A 17,270-nucleotide genomic window follows, 5' to 3' on the forward strand; every position below is an offset into this window, starting at 1 on the left:
GCGGAGAAATCGGAGTCGGTGAGCCGGAGAGCTGACGAAGACAGCTTTCAGAAAATGCTATCTGAAGTTGATATTCGTCGATGCCGGCCTAGAAGCAGAGCGGCCAAACGGGGATGCCGGAGTGCAGCATTTGTCAGCTACCGAAAGCGTCGGTTTGAAGCGCGAGAATGACTCCATCATCGCCAGGCTCGAGCGTCGCTGCGTTGAAACGCCTGCTATGATCGGCCTGCGCTTTTACGAGGATGACTCGACGCCCTTCGATCAGGCGGTTCCCACCAGTTGGAGCTGGCGGGAGCTTGCCAATCGGGCCAAACAGGTCGCCCGGCAGATCACGACGAACGGTCTCTCAAGGAAGGGGTCGAGACTGCTGGTAGTCTATCCGCCCGGTTTGCCTTTTCTCGCGGCCTTTCTCGGGTGCTTGTACGCCGGCGCCATCGCCGTGCCCGTCCCCGCGCCCCGGCGGACGGATGGCATCAGTCGCTGGCTTCACATCGCACGGGATGCGGGCATATCGGGTATCCTGTGCGCAGACGATCTGCTCGAGACGCTCCGCCCATTGCAGCAGGCCATCGGGCACGGCTTTTGTCTGGCGCCGGAGGGAGCCGAGAGCTCAAACTCTTGCGGCCCGGTGAACGTAGAACTGGCCTTCACCGCGCCCGAAGGCCACGAAATCGCGTTTCTGCAATATACGTCGGGCTCCACCAGCGAGCCCAAAGGGGTCATGGTGACCCATGGCAATCTGATCGCGAATCTCGAACAGATGGCAATTGCCGCTCGATATGGTTCCAGTGACCGTGCGGCCTGCTGGCTACCCCATTATCACGACATGGGTTTGATCGACGGGCTGCTCGCCCCGATCTATAATGGCTTTCCCGCATGGCTGATGGCGCCGGCCTCCTTCCTGCGGCGGCCGATCAGATTTCTTCATCTGGTCACTCATGCCCGGGCCACCGTGATCGGCGGCCCCAATTTCGCCTATCAGCATTGCGCCGACAAATTCACGGCAAAGGCTGCCGCTGGGCTCGATCTGTCTTCCTTGCGCATAACCTATAGCGGCGCCGAACCGGTCCGCCCCGATACGCTGCGTCAGTTCACATCGACCTTCGAGCCCTTCGGTTTCCGCTGGCAATCCTTCTATTGCTGCTACGGCCAGGCGGAGGCAACGCTGTTCCAGGCCGGCAATCGGCCCGAGGAACCGCCGATCGTCCGATCCATGCGCCGCGCCGATCTTGCAACCGGACGACGGCTTGTCGAAGCGCCTTCCGATACGCCCGCTGAAGACCGCGTGGAACTGGCAGCCTGCGGGCGTCCCGCCAAAGGCCTCGAAATGGCGCTCGTCGATCCCGAAACGCTGAAGCGCGTCGATAAGGGCACTGTCGCGGAAATATGGATCAAAGGGCCCAATGTCTCGCCGGGCTATTGGGGCCGCTCGCGACTGAATGCCGAGACATTCGACCAGCACCTGGAGGGATCGGGCGGCTGGCGGCGAACCGGGGATCTGGGTGCCATGATCGAGGACCAGATCTATATCGTCGGGCGATTGAAAGACCTCATCATCATTCGAGGCCAGAACTATTTCCCCGAAGACATCGAGCAGACCGTCTTTTCCTGCCATCCGGGGCTGGCGCAGGGACGCGCCGGCGTCTTCGGCCTCGAAATCGACGGCACGGAACAGGTGGGGGTCGTTTGCGAATTGACGCGCGAAGGTCTGCGCGGCCTGGATGAAGACGAGGTCTTCCGGACCATTCGCGCCGCCGTCTCGCGTGGACACAATCTGAAACTGGCCGCGATCGCCTTGATACGACCCGGCAATCTGCCACGCACGCCGAGCGGCAAGGTTCGTCGTTTTGCCTGTCGCGACGGCCTCGTGAAGGGAGAGCTGCGAACCGTGGCGGAGTGGAAAGCCCGCCCGCAGGCCAAGCTTGTCGCCCCCGCCATGACGATTCAGGCTGGCTGGAAGGAGCGCTTGCGGCAAGAGCCCCCGACGCGCCGCAAGCAGACGCTGCGCCAGCTTCTGCGGGAAGAAATCGCCATTCTCGCGAGGCTTCCGACCGAAAATCTCCCCGATGTTTCGACGGGTTTTTTCGATCTCGGCATGGACTCCCTTGCGCTGGTCAATCTCTCGGCGTCTGTCGAGCGCGAACTCGAAATCGAGACCCACGATACGATGATTTTCGAGTTTCCGACGATCAAGGCACTCGCCGACCATCTGCTGGGACAGATCGATCTCGGTGAGACACAGGTTCGCGCCGAACCGAGCCAGACGTCACACGCCAGCAAGCCAGCGCTCGAACCAGGCGCCGACAACGCGCTCGCATCCGAAGCGGAAGCGCTTCGATCGCTGCTCGCCGCGACGGGACACTGACGGAACCGGCCGAGCGAGAAACAACGGATCCCGATATGCGTAACGTTGATGCCAACAAGCCGGCCGAGGGCGACCTCGACCAGGCCGCTATGACCGACCTCCTCGCGAGCGCGCGTGCGCGCATCGAGGAGCTTCAGAATGAGCGGGAGGAGAAGGTCGCGATCATCGGAATGGCCGGGCGTTTCCCCGGCGCCGAGGATATCGACGCCTTCTGGCGGCTCCTGGATGCGGGGCAATGCGGCCTGCGAAGCTTGAGCGTTGCGGAACTCCAGGAAGCGGGTGTCGACGCCATTCAGGGCGAACGCGGCGAGTATGTTCCGGTCTGGGGTGGGTTCGACGACCCGACCGGCTTCGACGCTGAATTCTTCGGCTATTCACCGCGCGATGCAGCGCTGCTCGACCCGCAGCAGCGCGTCTTTCTGGAATGCGCCTATCACGCATTGGAGCATTCGGGGCATGGCGGCCGCGATACAAAGGATCGGGTCGGTGTTTTCGCTGCGGGTTCGCTGAACAGCTATTTCGCCAACGTCGCCATGGATGCGTCGCACAACGGCGCAGTCGATCCCCTGCATGCCGGGCTCAGCAATGTCGGCGGCATGATGGCGTCTAGAGTTGCCTATCATCTCGATCTGCGCGGACCGAGCGTCGGCATTCAGGCAACGTGCTCAAGCGCGCTGGTCGCGGTGCATCTGTCGATGCGGGCGCTACTGGCGCGAGAAACCGACATCGCGATTGCCGGTGCCGCCTCGGTGCTGACGCCACGGCCAATCGGCTACACACATTCCGCCGGCGGCATCGCTGCCTCTGACGGCACATGCCGGCCGTTCGACGCCGCCGCCGGAGGCACGGTGTTCACCAACGGCGTCGGGGCACTCGTTCTCAAACGGCTCGGAGATGCGACGAAGGACGGCGACACGATCTATGCCATCATCCGCGGCTCGGCGATCGGCAATGACGGTTCGGCCAAGGTGGGCGTCACCGCCCCAAGCGTCAGCGGTCAGGCAGCCGTACTTCAATCGGCTTTAGAGACCGCGGCGATCGACCCAGCAAGCATCGATTATTTCGAAGCGCATGGCACGGGAACGGCTCTCGGCGACCCTATCGAGATCGATGCCCTGAACCGCATATACGGCAAGGCCTTTATGTCTGCAGGGCGGACATGCGCCATCGGTTCGGTGAAGGGCAATCTAGGCCATATGGACGCCGCCGCCGGAATGGGTGGCATCATCAAGGCGATCCTCGCGATGCAGAACGGAAAAATTCCGCCGAGCATCAATTTCGACCGCCCGAACCCGCGCTGCCGTTTCGATGCCGGGCCTTTTCGCGTCGCTAAGGAGGCGCTCGACTGGCCGGAGACGGACGATCGCCCCAGACGGGCCGCCATCAGCGCTTTCGGCATGGGCGGCGCCAACGCCCATCTCATCATCGAGCAAGGTTCCAGGCCAGCCGGTGCCGGTCCTCTCGACGCTGCGGATATCCCGGTTCTCCTGCCTCTGTCGGCCCGTAATCCAGAAGCGCTCGAGATTATGCGTCACGACCTCGCGACACACCTCGAAGGCAGCTCGGCACCCGCACTTGCGGACGCTGCCTACACGTTGCAGACCGGGCGCCGAGACATGCCACATCGCCTGGCGGTCCTCGCGCGTCAGCCTCGACAAGCCATTGAGGCTCTGAGAGCCGGAGAGGCCCCGACACTCGTCAGCGGCCAGCCACTTTCCGGCGAGCCGAGCCTGATTTTTCTGTTTCCAGGTCAGGGCGTTCAGTATCGCGGGATAGCGGGTGGTCTTTTTAGGAGCGAACCGGTTTTTCGCGAGGCGTTGGAGGCCTGTCTCGATCTTGCGCCGAACGAGCTCGATCTGCGCGCTCTGCTTCTCTCGCCAGATGAAGCTGATCCCCATGCGCCGGAACGAACGCAGGCAACGCAGCCTGCCCTTTTCGCATTCGAATACGCTCTTGCCCGAATGCTCTGCGAGAAAGGGCTCGCGCCGCGCGCGCTTCTCGGTCACAGTATCGGGGAATACGCTGCCGCCTGCCTCGCAGGCGTCTTCACCCTCGAAGATGCCATGCATGTCGTCTGCGAGCGCGGACGGCTCATGCAGTCCTGCGAACCCGGCAGCATGCTTTCGGTCGCGCTTACCCCTGCAGAAGCGCAGAATATCGTCTCGCAGGACGTGGAGCTTGCGGCAATCAATGGGCCGCGCAGCTGCGTCCTCGCAGGCACCAAGGACGCGATCGCAAAACTTGCCGATCAATTCGACCGAAGCGGCCTCGGGTGTCGCCTTCTAAGAACATCTCACGCCTTTCATAGCTTTATGATGGAGCCGGTCGCCGAGGAGTTCGCAAAGGTTCTTGCGACCGTGGCGCTCAACAGGCCGCAGCGCGACATCGTTTCCAATGTCACGGGAAACTGGCTGACTGACGAGCAGGCTACCGATCCCGCATACTGGGTCGAGCAGATGCGCAGGCCGGTGCAGTTCGGGCCGGGCATTGCAAGTCTGATGACACTCGACAGTCCGGTCTTTCTGGAGTGCGGACCGGGATCGACACTGACCCGTCTCGCACATCAGCAGTCAGTCGAAAACAGCCGCGCATTTGCCGTGATACCGGAGGCACAAAGCTCCGCAGACACATCGGACGGCATCAGACTGGCGCTCGGAGCGCTCTGGACCGCCGGGCTCGATATAGACTGGGCAAGAGTACAGACGATCGAACGGCCGCGCCGTGTCGGTCTCCCCGGCTATCCCTTCCAGCGAAGATCGCACTGGATTGCACCACCGACCCACAAGATGGACGGCACGCACCTCGGCGATGCTGCGGTGGACGGATCATTGCGGCTCAAACGTCCGCGGGATTGGTTCAGTCAGCCGGTCTGGTCGCGAAAAACAGTACCCGCCCCCTGCGCGAGGCGTAAATCGAAGCGATGGTTGCTCATCAACGCTTCGGATGTGACGCAGGCAGCCGGCGAATTTCCTGCCGGGGTGGAGACAATCGCTGTCGAGCGTGGGCAGGAATTCGCTGCTCTCAGCGGCGGCTATGTTCTCGATTTTCATAACGCCGACCACTACCGAAGCCTTTTCGCCGATCTCGCCGCGCGAGACTCGATGCCCGATCAGATCGTATGCGCAGCCGGTCTTGCTGACGGAGAGGCCGATGCGGCGATGCGATCGGCGATCGCGCTTGGGCAGGCGCTGGCCGGACTGGACGACGCGCCCGGTGTCCTGACGATCGTCGGCTCTCACATGCATCGCGTGATCGGCAACGAAGAGACCGATCCGCGTATGGCGGGGCTTCCCGCCAGCCTGATTGCATTGTCGCAGGAGATTGGCCCGGTCGAATGCCGCAGTCTCGATCTTGCCGACAGGCAATGGCCGGTGGCGGGGCTTGCCGGCTATTTGGCCTCCCCTTTTGACGACAGGCTCCGAGTTGCTGCCCTTCGCAATTCCTATCTCTGGGTGGCGGGGCATGAAGCAATGCCGCTCGAAGTGCCGGAAACGGTGCCGGCTCTGCAAAAGGGGGCGACCTATCTCGTCGCGGGCGACGTCAGCGAAGGGCTGGGCATGGTCTATGCCCGCGCCATCGTTCGGGATCTTCAAGGAAAAGCGATTATCGTCACGCGGCCGGGACTTCCCGCCCCTTCGGAATGGGAAGGCTGGCTGGCCACACATACGCCGCACGAGCCCATCTGCCGTCTGATCCGCTCGCTTCGTCAGTTGGGTAACCCGGGAGAGGATTTCCTGGTCTTGAGCGGCGCGCTCGACGATGCTGACTGGCTGAAGGCGTCACTTTCCGAAGCGCAGGCTGCGTTCGGCTCCATCCAGGGCGTCTTCGAATGCTTCGCCATGGGCGATGCCTTCCATTGTCCGCTTGGCGAGCTCGACGCCGAGCGACTGGCAGCGCCCTGGCGCGCGAAGGCCGGTGCGATCAGCGCTCTTTCGGCCGCGCTCGAAGGGCTCCAGCCGCAGTTCGTTCTGGTGCAATCCTCCCTGTCGACACTGGTCGGTGGTCCCGGCCTTGTCGCCTATGCCGGTGCCAACGGATTTCTCGATGCGTTCGTGGAAGCGCGGACCGGTAGAAACAAGCCGGTCTGGCAGGCGATCAACTGGGACCATTACAGGCCTGACGAACTGGACCGGGAAGCTGCCGGCGGCTTTTACGCCAACGCGCTCGACAGCGACGAGGTCTGGCGCTCGACGCAGGCCGTCCTGGCCAACCCGCATGTCGCTCGCGCCATCGTCTCGCCCTTTGCACTTGCAGCGAGGATCAAGGACGCGATTGGTCCACAAACCCCGGCAACCGTATCGACCGTCACGACACCCGCGCCGGCCTCGCGCCCGTCGGGTAAGCCCTTTGTCGCGCCCGGTGACGAGATTGAAGTCAGCGTTGCGAAGGTCATGGGCGAGTTGCTCGGGATCGAGAAGGTCGGTGCCGACGACAACTTCTTTGAACTTGGCGGGCATTCCCTGCTCGCGATTCAGGTCGTCACCCGCCTTCGCAACGAATTCGGTATCGATCTGCCGATGCGCGCGCTTCTGTTCGAGGCTCCGACTGTGAGCGGAATCGCCTCGGTCCTGCGCGAAGCGGTGAACGCGGACGCGCGCGAGGCTGCAGAGATTTCCAGCCTGCTCGACGAAATCGAAGAGTCCTCCGCGACCGCCCGCACCGAGCTCAATTGAAGAGAGACCCCTTATGAAGTTCAGTCTGTTCTACTTCGACGGCGACGGTTCTGCCCGCAAGGACGACAGCTATCGCCTCATCATCGATAGTGCGCGATATGCCGACCAGAACGGGCTCACCGCCTTATGGTCGCCCGAGCGTCACTTCCATGCGTTCGGAGGCCTTTATCCAAATCCCTGCCTGATCAATGCGGCGCTTGCGATGGTGACCGAGACAATCCAGCTTCGCACGGGCTCGATCGTCCTGCCCCTGCACCACCCGGTCCGGGTTGCGGAAGAGATCGCGGTGGTCGACAACCTGTCGGGCGGCCGCGTCGGCGTGGCGGTCGCATCGGGCTGGACCAAGAACGAATTCGTCCTCTCGCGTGAGCCGCACGGCAGTCGCCGCGGCCTGATGTGGCGCAGTTACGATCAGGTGACGAACCTCCTTTCAGGGGAAAGCGTCAGCTTCGAGGATGCCGACGGCAATATCGTCGATGCCAAGACCCTTCCGCGCCCTGTCCAGCCGCGAATTCCATTCTGGGTGGCCAGCCAGTCGAAGGAGACCTTCATCGAGGCCGGGCGGCGTGGAATCAATGTGCTGACCGCTCTTCTCGGCGAAACGGTGGAGACGCTGAGCCCGAAGATCGCAGCCTATCGGCAGTCGCGGGAAAAGCATGGCCACGATCCGGAAACGGGCACCGTATCGATCATGGTGCATACCTATCTCGGCGCCGATGAAGCCCAGGTTCGCGCCAATGTCACCGGGCCATTCAGCGACTATCTGCGCACGCACTATCACCTTCTGGAAGGTCTCGCCCGCAGCATGGGGCTCGATCTGTCATCAGATACATTCAACAAGGATGATATCGACAGTCTGATCGAGTTCGGCGTCGAAGGGTTTCTGAATGGGCGTTCGCTGATCGGCACGCCGGACAGCTGCGCCGAGACCGTTTCCGCGCTTTCGAATGCCGGGGTCGACGAGATCGCCTGTCTCGTCGATTTCGTGCAGGATTACGATCTGGTCATGGACGGGCTGCCGCATCTTGTGCGGCTGCAGGAAATCTGCCGCGAACCGGTCCGTTCCGGCGAATCCGCCTGAGGGTCGGGACGTGTCTTCGACCGACGCAAAAACAGCGCTGCGCGATCGAATTGCGGCTCTCGATCCCTCGCAGCGCGCCGCATTCAGACGCAAGCTTGAAGAGCGCGGCATCGACTGGAACGACGTAGCGCCAAGCGGCTCAACAGCCGAAAACCAGGCCGTTTCCAACGATCGCCCACTGACGTCCGCCCAGAGACACTTCTGGATTCAGCAGAGCCTCGATCCACAAAGTTCGGCCTACCATGTCGCCTATCGTTGGCACTTTGACGGGCCGCTCAATCCGGGGGCGCTCGAAAAGGCATTTCTGGCGCTCGTGGAACGGCACGAGCCGCTTCGAACCTCCTTCCCGGCGATCGACGGCGTCCCGAGGCGCGAGCTTGACGCAGGCAACCGGTTTACCCTCGAATTCGTGGATCTGGAAAGCGAACCGGAACGTCTCGAGACCGAAGCGCGCCGCGCCGCGGCCGAACCGTTCGACATGGAAAGAGGACCGCTCCTGCGTGCGCGCCTCTTTCAGCTTGGCAAGGAGAAGCACCTCCTTGCGATCACCCTCCATCACATCATCGCGGACGGCTGGTCCCGCGGTGTCATCATGCGCGAGCTAACACTAGCCTATCGCGCCTTCGTCGCAGGCAAACAGCCTCATTTCGCTCCACTTTCGCGCAGTTTTGGCGACTTTGCACTGGCCGAACGTGACTACCTCGACAGCGAGAAATTTCTGCGACAGCGCCGCTTCTGGGCAGAGCAACTCGCCGGGCTGCCCGAAATCGAACTGCCGAGCGACCGTTCCCGTCACGCCAGCGCAAATCTCGATTCGGCTACCTTTCAGCATGTCCTCGCCCCAGAGCTGAGCGCGCAAATCGATGCGCTCGCAAGCCGGCTCAAGACGACGCCTTTCATCGTAGTCGCAGCAGCGTTCAAGCTTCTGATCCATCGGTATTCCGGCCAGGACGACCTGCATCTCTCGGTTCCCGTCGCCGGACGACAGGAAGCCGATTCAGCCGCTCTGGTGGGCCTCTTTACCAATACGCTTGTTCTTCGCAGCGCTTTTTCGGCGGGGCAGAGCTTCGAGTCCTGGCTGGTGCACGTTCAGGATCGCTTTTTCGACGCGCTGGACCATCAGGAGTTTCCGTTTCCGATGCTCGCGGAGGCCGCTGGTCTGGAGAGGAGCGTGCGCGAAAGCCCCCTCACCCAGATCATGTTTCAGGTTCAGGGTGCCGGCTATCGCGAGCAGAACGCCGAAGATATCGATTTCGGCGTTTCCGGATTGCGTGTCAGGCAGGATCCCGCGCCGCTCCGTCAGACCAAGGTCGACCTGAGCTGGTATGTCATGGGACGCGAATCCGGCTACGCGTTCCACATCGAGTACCGCACCGCTCTTTTTGATGCCTGGCGCATGGAGGCGATGGCCCGTCATTTCGATAACCTGCTCCAGTCGGTATGCTCCGACCCGCAGGCGCCTGTCGAAACGCTCGACTATCTCTCCGGGGACGAAAGAAGGAACCTTGTCGCCGTTGCCGGCCAGGATCCCATCCCGCTTCCCGACACGACCGTCGATGTCGCCATTTCCAAAATGGCCAGACGATATCCCGATCAAGTGGCGATCCGGTGTGACGGAGAAGACTGGACCTATGAGCGGATGGAGGCCGCCGCCACAAAACTTGCACAAGCGCTGAAGAGGATGCCGGAGCCGGTGCAGGCAGGCGATTGCGTCGCCGTTTCCCTACCCGGCAAAGCCTATTCCATCGTTTCGTTTCTCGCTTTGCTGAAGATCGGCGCGATCTACCTCCCGCTCGACCCGGCTCATCCCGCCGAACGCACGGCCTATGTTCTCGAAAGGGCCGGAGCAGCGGTCATACTGACCGACGACGCCGGGATGTCCGCCGTGCATCGCTGTATCGACCCGGCAGATCTCGTTGCATCGAACAGCGATATCGGCACGATCACGTGGCCCGATCCGGATCCGTCGCGGATCGCCTATCTCCTTTTCACCAGCGGCAGCACGGGTCGGCCAAATGGCGTGCCGATTACGCAGGAGAACCTTCTCAATCATCTGCTGGCAATGCGGAGATGCACGAGCGTCCAGCCCGGCAGCCGGATGCTGGCGATCACGACGCCGACATTCGACATCTCGATTCTCGAAATCTTGCTGCCGCTGATTGTCGGCGGAACGGTTGTTCTCTTCGGACCGGAGCTTCTGCTCGCACCTGCCAGACTGATCGACGTGATGCGTGAGGAACGCGTCACGCATGCCCAGGCGACGCCAGCCTACTGGCGCATGCTCCTCGATGCGGGATGGCAGGGGGATCGCGAGCTGATCGCTCTTTGTGGCGGCGAAGCGCTCGATCCGGCGCTGGCGGAACGCTTGCTGGAGACGACCGGCGAACTCTGGAATGTCTACGGTCCGACGGAGGCGACGATCTGGGCGAGTGCGCTGCGGATCCAGCCCAATCACACGAAACAGAACGCCATTCCGATCGGCGGCGCGCTCGCGAATACCGAACTCTTTGTACTGGACCTCTATGGCGAGCCTGTCCCCTACGGCGTTCCCGGCGAGCTGTTCATCGGTGGGGCCTGTCTCAGTCCCGGCTACTGGAAAAACCCGGCCCTGACGGCTGCCCGCTTCGTTCCAGATCCCTTCGGCGCTGACGAATATCGCGGCTCGCGGCTCTACAAGACCGGCGACAAGGTGGTTCGCCGGTCGGAGGAGGAGATCGCCTTCATCGGCCGCACCGATTTTCAGGTCAAGCTGCGTGGACACCGCATCGAGACCGGAGAAATCGAAAGCCGCCTACTTGCCGAAGATGGCGTCGAGCAAGCGATCGTCACGCTCGATGCAGCCAATGAGAGACTGGTGGCATATCTGTGTGTTGGAACAGGCGATCTCGAAGACAGACCGGAGACCGAGCGCCGACTGCGTCGTGCGATGCAGCGGCAGCTGCCGCGCTATATGGTTCCGACGGCCTTCGTTCTTCTTTCGGAGTTCCCGCTCAATCCGAGCGGCAAGGTCGACAGGCGTCGACTTCCGGCGCCCGAAACCGAAAAAGAAACGGCTGATCGGGTCGTCGTGGCGCCCCGCAATGCCATCGAGGAAACCCTTCTTGCCATCTGGACGGACATCCTCAGGCGCGAGGATATCGGTGTCGAGGACAATTTCTTCGACCTTGGCGGCGACTCGATTACCGGCGTGCGCATCTCGGCACGGGCGCAGGCAAAGGGCCTCAGGCTGACGCCGATGCAGATCTTCGAGCATCAGTCGATTTCGGCGCAGGCTCTGCTTTTTGCGGATACGCTTTCAAGCCGAACCATTCTTTCTCCTTGGCAGCGTTTTGCTCTTCAAGCTGATCGCTCGCCATGGCTGATCACTCTGCCATTCGCACATTCCAGCGCCGTGGCAGCAGACGCGATCAGGGCACTCGAAAATCACCATCCGGCACTGCGCGACCGCCTTCTCGAAATGCCCGGCGATCCGACCGAAGCCGATCGCGAAACACTGATCGAATGGGCAAATGGCGCACTCTCGCCATCCGAGCCGCCAGGCTGGGCGGCCGGGCTCTTTCTTCACCATGGCGAACAGGTTCTCGTCCTTGCCGCCCATCACGCCTTGCTCGACACGCCCTCGCTGCGCTGGCTCGCCGAAGATGCGCGCGAGGCGGCGCGGCGCATTGCAGCCGGCGGCGAAGCCTATCTGCCATCGGCAGGCGACTATATCGCATGGCAAGCGGACGCTTCCACCGTCCCGCCGGGCAAAGCGACCCCAGGTGATAACCCCGAGCGCGGGCCTGCGTCGCCCCTTAGCGACTGCTACACGGTGAGCCTCGAACCGACGGCGTTCGAGCGGCTGAGCGCCAGCGCACGTGGCAACAGCAATTCTGCCGAACATCTGATCCTTTGCGAACTCGCAAAGGTCCTGCGAACCGATGCCACAAGCATCGACGTCCTCACATCGAGGCGTCCTACAGCTCCGCTGAAACGGACGCTTGGAAATTTCACGCGGATGGTCCCCGTCGCTCTCACCGATCCTGAAATTTCCGATCCGGCAAAGATCGGCGCTTATCTCACAAGGCAGATCGCAACGAGCGGGGCTGGTCATGACCCCGCGACTTCGGCGCCCGGCTCACTCCTCTTCGTGTGGAACGAGAGCCCGGATACCGGGATATCATTGCTGCATGCACCCGATCCGCTCCTTCCTTCCGGACATGATCTGGCTCTGATCGCCGATTTCACCGCCAATGGTCTTACCCTGCGATGGCGCTACGATCGAAGCCGCCACAGCGAGCTAAGTGTCGAGCGCCTCTCTCACGCGCTTGTCGCCGCCATCGAATCCATACAAAGCGATGAATCCGGCTCGACCGCCAAGACCGACAGGCTGATGCAGAAACTCAAAGCCCGGTCCGCCTAAGCTCACAAGTGGCGAGGAAAAGCCCGTGTCCCAACCTGTCGATCTTTTCGACCTCACCCCGATGCAGGCCGGAATGCTGTTCCATTCTCTGATGGAACCGGATTCCGGCACGTATTTCGAGCAATGCTGGTGCACGGTGGAAGGCACCCTCGATGAGGCGGCCTTCGTCGCGGCCTGGCGAGAGGTTATCAGACGGCATGAGGTCCTACGCAGCGAATGCCACTGGGTCGATCTCGATCGCCCGGTTCAGGTCGTCTACGACGACGCCGAACCGGAATGGACGCGGCTCGACTGGTCCGATCTCGATCGCCGGGCGCAGGAAGAGCGCTTCGCTTCATGGCAGGCTGGCGAGCGCGCCCGCGGCTTTCAGCTCGATCGCGCGCCACTTCTGCGCTTTGCGTTGATCCGCCTCGTCGAGGGGCGATACCGGTTCGTCTGGAGTTTTCACCATCTTCTCATGGACGGCTGGTGCAGTGCGCTGCTCGTGCGCGACATGATGCGCCTTTATTCGGGCAAAAAACTGGGCCCGCCGCCGCCGCCCTACAAGCGCTATGTCGAATGGCTCGCCGATCAGGACAAGGAAGAGGCCGAGACCTATTGGCGGTCCGAATTGGCCGGGGCCGCTCCAGTCGACCTGTCGGCACTGAAGGCGCCTGATTCCGCCAACGCCGATAAAGGCGCACTGGAGCTCAGGCGCCGTCTCGATCCGGGTCTTTCCGCGCGTCTGACAGCCGTTGCAAAACGCGAGAGGATCACGCTTGCAACGCTTCTTCAGGGCGCATGGGCATTGCTTCTGGCGCGCTACAGCGGGCAGGAAGATATCGTGTTCGGCAATGTTCTGGCTGGACGCCCGGCAGAACTACCGGGGGCGGATACCATGGTCGGCCTGTTTCTGAGGACGGTGCCGGGGCGCGTTCGCATTGAACCGGCTCTCGACCTTGCTGAGTGGTTGCGCGGTCTTCAGCGCAGCGCGGTGGAAAGAGAGCGCCATTCCCATGTCGCTGTCACCGACATCAATCGCTGGGGCGGCGCGGGGCCGGAAATGCCGCTCTTCGAAAGCGTTCTGATCGTCGAGAACATTCCGCTGTCGATGCAAAACGCCTTTGCAGCCGAGGCGACCTCTTTTTCTCTGAGCGATCCGGGAAGCTTTGAGCGCACTCACTATCCACTTGTGTTGAGAGTCTTTCCCGGTGAAGAGACCGAGTTGGCCCTGACCGTGGATGCCCGCCGGATCGCATCCGACCGCACGAACGCAATCCTCGACCATTTCCAGAACCTGCTGAAAGCCTTCTGCACAGGTATGGGCGAAAAGCTCGACCGGCTCGACATACTGAGTGCGGAGGAACGCGGCGCGATCCTTGAAGCCGCTGAAGATCCGCACGATCCGCCCCGCGCGCCGCTCATCCCTGCCGCCATCATGGCGCGGGCTCAGAGCGATCCGGCAAGGGTTGCGCTCCGATTATACGGAGAAGGCCACGTCACCGAATGGCGCTATTGTGATCTTGCCGCACGCGCACAGGCGATTGCTGCCGGACTTGCCGCGCGCGGGTATGGCAGAGGGTGCGTCATCGCAGTCCATCTTCCACGCGAACCCGATCTCATCGCGTCCCTTCTGGGAGTGATGCTCGCGGGCGGAACCTATCTGCCGCTCGATCCCGACTATCCGGAAGAGCGGATCGCCTACATGCTCGGCGATTCCGGTGCGTCTTTGGTCATTGGGCGCGATCTGTCCTGTGGTGCCAGTTCCGAAATCGTCGATCCCGACGCGCTGACCGCGCAAACCCCAGATGTATCGCGCGAACCGGTCAGGCCCCTGCAGGGCGACGATCTGGCTTACCTTCTCTACACCAGTGGCAGCACGGGAACGCCCAAGGGCGTCGCCATCCGCCATGATGCTCTGGCCAATTTCATCGCGTCCATGCAGCGCAGACCCGGCATTGCTGCAACTGATCGACTGCTTGCCCTGACGACGATCGGTTTTGACATTGCGGGGCTCGAACTGTTCGGCCCGCTGGCCGCCGGCGGCACGGTCGCTCTCGCCGATACGGCGGCAGCGCGCGATGGGTCGCGGCTAACTGAGCTTGTCGCAAAAGAGCGCCCGACCCTCATGCAAGCGACGCCATCGGGCTGGCGAATGCTGCTCGAATCTGGCTGGCAAGGAGATCGGGCTCTGCGCGTCCTGTGCGGTGGCGAGGCTCTGTCATCTGCGCTTGCACACAAACTGCTGGAGCATTGCGGCGAGCTCTGGAACCTCTACGGACCGACCGAGACGACGATATGGTCTGCGGCCGTGCGGCTTGAGCGCTCGATGCTGACAGGGCCCAATGCGCCCGTCGGTCCACCCATCGATCGCACCGGACTGTATATTCTGGACCGACGCAATGAACCGGTGGCGAACGGCGTTGCTGGCGAACTATACATTTCCGGCGCCGGCCTCAGCCCATTTTACTGGAACAGGGCGGCGCTTACCGCCGAGCGCTTCGTGCCCAACCCGTTCGCGAGCAACGCGCAGGACGGTCTGAACCTCTACCGCACGGGAGACCTCGTGCGTCGACGCGAAGACGGTCTCATCGACTTTCTCGGGCGTACCGACGGTCAGATCAAACTTCGCGGACACCGAATCGAGCTTGGAGAGATCGAGGCGACGCTCTCTGCCCATCCCGCCGTACTGGCAGCCGTTGCCGTGGTCGAGGAGAAGCCGTCCGGGCCCCGGTTGCATGCCTGGTTACGCTGGAGAAGCGAGCCGGTCGATGAAGCTACATTACGCGGCCACCTGGCAGCCCGCCTGCCCGCCTATATGATTCCCTCCGGTTTTTCCGGAATTGACTGCTTTCCGCTGACCCCGAACGGCAAGGTCGACCGCAACGCGCTGGCGGCGATGGAAAGCGCCACACCTCTTTTACGCCCTGTCCACCGCCCGCTTTCAAGCCCGACCAGTGAAGCGCTCGCCGAACTCTGGTGCAAGGCGCTGGAGATCGACCATGTCGGGCCTGACGATAATTTCTTTGCGCGTGGGGGCCATTCCTTGCTGGTGATCAGCATGCAGAGCCAGGTGCAAGAGCGCTTCGGCGCCGAATTGCCGATCACCGATTTCTTTCGCTTTCCAACGCTCGAAACCCTCGCCGCGCAAATCGACCGCATTGCTGGCGGCACATCCGCGATCGATCCGGCAGTCAGTCGCGCCGAGCTTCGCAAGGCCGGTCGCGATCGGTTGGCCCGACGGCGCGGCGACAGAAGCGTCCGGCATCCGTGACGCAGGCCGATCTTTCGCAATCCCACGCTGCAGCGACCCGTCAGACACTATTTCAGCTGAGCTTTCCGATCTTTCTCAGCTCGCTCCTGACCTTTACGACAATGCTCGTCGAAATGGCGATCATCAGCAGCTTCTCCGCTGATGCCGCCGCCGCCATCGCGATCTCGCGGCAGGTGCTTCAGATCGGTTTCGAAGTATCTGCCATGATCGGCATCGGCGCGGTGATCCTGATTTCGCACAGGCTGGGACGTGCCGATCATGCAGGCACGCGTCAGATCGCGGTCATCGCCGTTGTCTCCAACGGTCTGCTCGGGCTGTTCATCGGCCTCGTGATCGCGTTGTTCGGGCCGATGCTGCTCGGGCTCCTCGATACGCCTTCCGAGCTTATGCCCGATGCGCGGGCATATATGTTCATCATGGCCGCCGCCATGGTTTTTCAGGGACTCGGAGCTGCGGCCATGGCCTCGCTGCGGGCCTATGGAAAAAGCCGCACGATTGTGATGATCGCGCTCGCCCTCGGCCTGTTCTACATGGCCGCCCAATACGTGCTCATTCTCGGTTTCGGGCCGGTTCCTGCCATGGGTGTCGTCGGTGCGGCATGGGGAGCTTTCCTTCTGCGCGTCGCAATGGCCCTGCTCTTCGGGCTGGCCCTCTACCGCGAGATCGGGGTGTATTCCCTTGCCGGTATGGCAAGGAGCTGGATCGGCCAGATCAGAAACATGCTCGCGCTCTCTTTTCCGAGCGTGTCAGACTATATCGCGTACGGATTTTACCAGCTGATCCTTCTCGGCTTCATCAGCGCCTTCGGCATCGCGGATGTGCTGGCGCGCACCTACGTGATGATCGCGATGACCTTCCTCATTCTCGTCATCATGGCCGTCAGCCAGGGCAATGAAGTCTTGCTCGGTTATCGGCGGGGGGAAGGCAAAAGCGAAGAGGCCTACGCGCAGGCGCTGCGCTCCGCCATGGTTGCGGCCGTCACGACGGTTGCCCTGGCAACGCTGCTTTGGCAGTCCGCGCCACTCTTCATCTCACTCTTCAGCGCCGATGCCGAGGTTTTTTTGATCTCGCAACGCCTGTTTTTTCTGACTATTCTCATTCAACCCGGATTTGCCCTCAACACCATTCTTCTGCAGTCGCTGAGGGCGGTCGGCGACGTGAAAGTGCCGGTCATTTCAAGCGTCGCGATAACCTTCGGTATCGGTCTTCCACTCGCATGGATGTTCTGCACCATAGCCGGGCTAGGCGTCGAAGGCGTCTGGATTGCGATGATCGTCGAGGAGACGCTGAAGGCTTTTTACATGCTGCATCGCTGGAGAGCGCGTCGCTGGTTTGACGCATCGCCCGCCTGAGCACCCGATCTATCCCGCCTGTCATAACCGCAATCGGGCTGGGCGATCAATCGTCTGGACCGGGCCGTTTCTGGAAGTCGTACCTTCAACTTATTCCAAGTCGAAAACATCTGGGCGATCGAGATGGTCTCTTAATGCGTCCTG

The 17,270-nt window shown here is 62.1% G+C and carries 6 protein-coding genes; all 6 read left to right on the forward strand.

What is annotated here, in order from left to right; all coding sequences use genetic code 11:
- Positions 1–121 precede the first annotated feature (121 nt).
- The 6 genes from ABRA89_RS15690 to ABRA89_RS15715 are packed head-to-tail and all read left to right on the forward strand — an operon-like array spanning position 122 to position 17,126.
- Positions 122–2,365, forward strand: a complete 2,244-nt coding sequence (locus tag ABRA89_RS15690) for an AMP-binding protein (RefSeq protein WP_349942432.1) — start codon at positions 122–124, stop codon at positions 2,363–2,365.
- A gap of 35 nt (positions 2,366–2,400) precedes the next feature.
- Positions 2,401–7,038: a type I polyketide synthase gene (locus ABRA89_RS15695; protein ID WP_349942433.1), complete on the forward strand. Its 4,638-nt coding sequence runs from the start codon at positions 2,401–2,403 to the stop codon at positions 7,036–7,038.
- A 13-nt stretch (positions 7,039–7,051) separates the two neighbouring features.
- Complete coding sequence (locus tag ABRA89_RS15700) at positions 7,052–8,119, forward strand: LLM class flavin-dependent oxidoreductase (RefSeq protein WP_349942434.1); 1,068 nt, start codon at positions 7,052–7,054, stop codon at positions 8,117–8,119.
- A 10-nt stretch (positions 8,120–8,129) separates the two neighbouring features.
- Entirely contained in the window at positions 8,130–12,521 is a 4,392-nt protein-coding gene (locus ABRA89_RS15705; RefSeq protein WP_349942435.1) for a non-ribosomal peptide synthetase, read from the forward strand.
- Between the two features lie 25 nt (positions 12,522–12,546).
- A complete protein-coding gene (locus tag ABRA89_RS15710; protein ID WP_349942436.1) occupies positions 12,547–15,774 on the forward strand; it encodes an amino acid adenylation domain-containing protein in 3,228 nt (1,075 codons plus the stop codon).
- Complete coding sequence (locus ABRA89_RS15715) at positions 15,771–17,126, forward strand: MATE family efflux transporter (protein ID WP_349942437.1); 1,356 nt, start codon at positions 15,771–15,773, stop codon at positions 17,124–17,126. Before ABRA89_RS15710 ends, ABRA89_RS15715 begins: the two co-directional genes overlap by 4 nt.
- The last annotated feature ends 144 nt before the right edge of the window (positions 17,127–17,270 follow it).

The organism is Fulvimarina thalattae, from assembly GCF_040239565.1.
Lineage (GTDB): Bacteria > Pseudomonadota > Alphaproteobacteria > Rhizobiales > Rhizobiaceae > Fulvimarina.

Bases quoted from the DNA above. Each gene is read 5' to 3' on its own strand.
- ABRA89_RS15695 (WP_349942433.1), top strand. From the start codon at position 2,401: ATGCGTAACGTTGATGCCAACAAGCCGGCCGAGGGCGACCTCGACCAG.
- ABRA89_RS15700 (WP_349942434.1), top strand. From the start codon at position 7,052: ATGAAGTTCAGTCTGTTCTACTTCGACGGCGACGGTTCTGCCCGCAAG.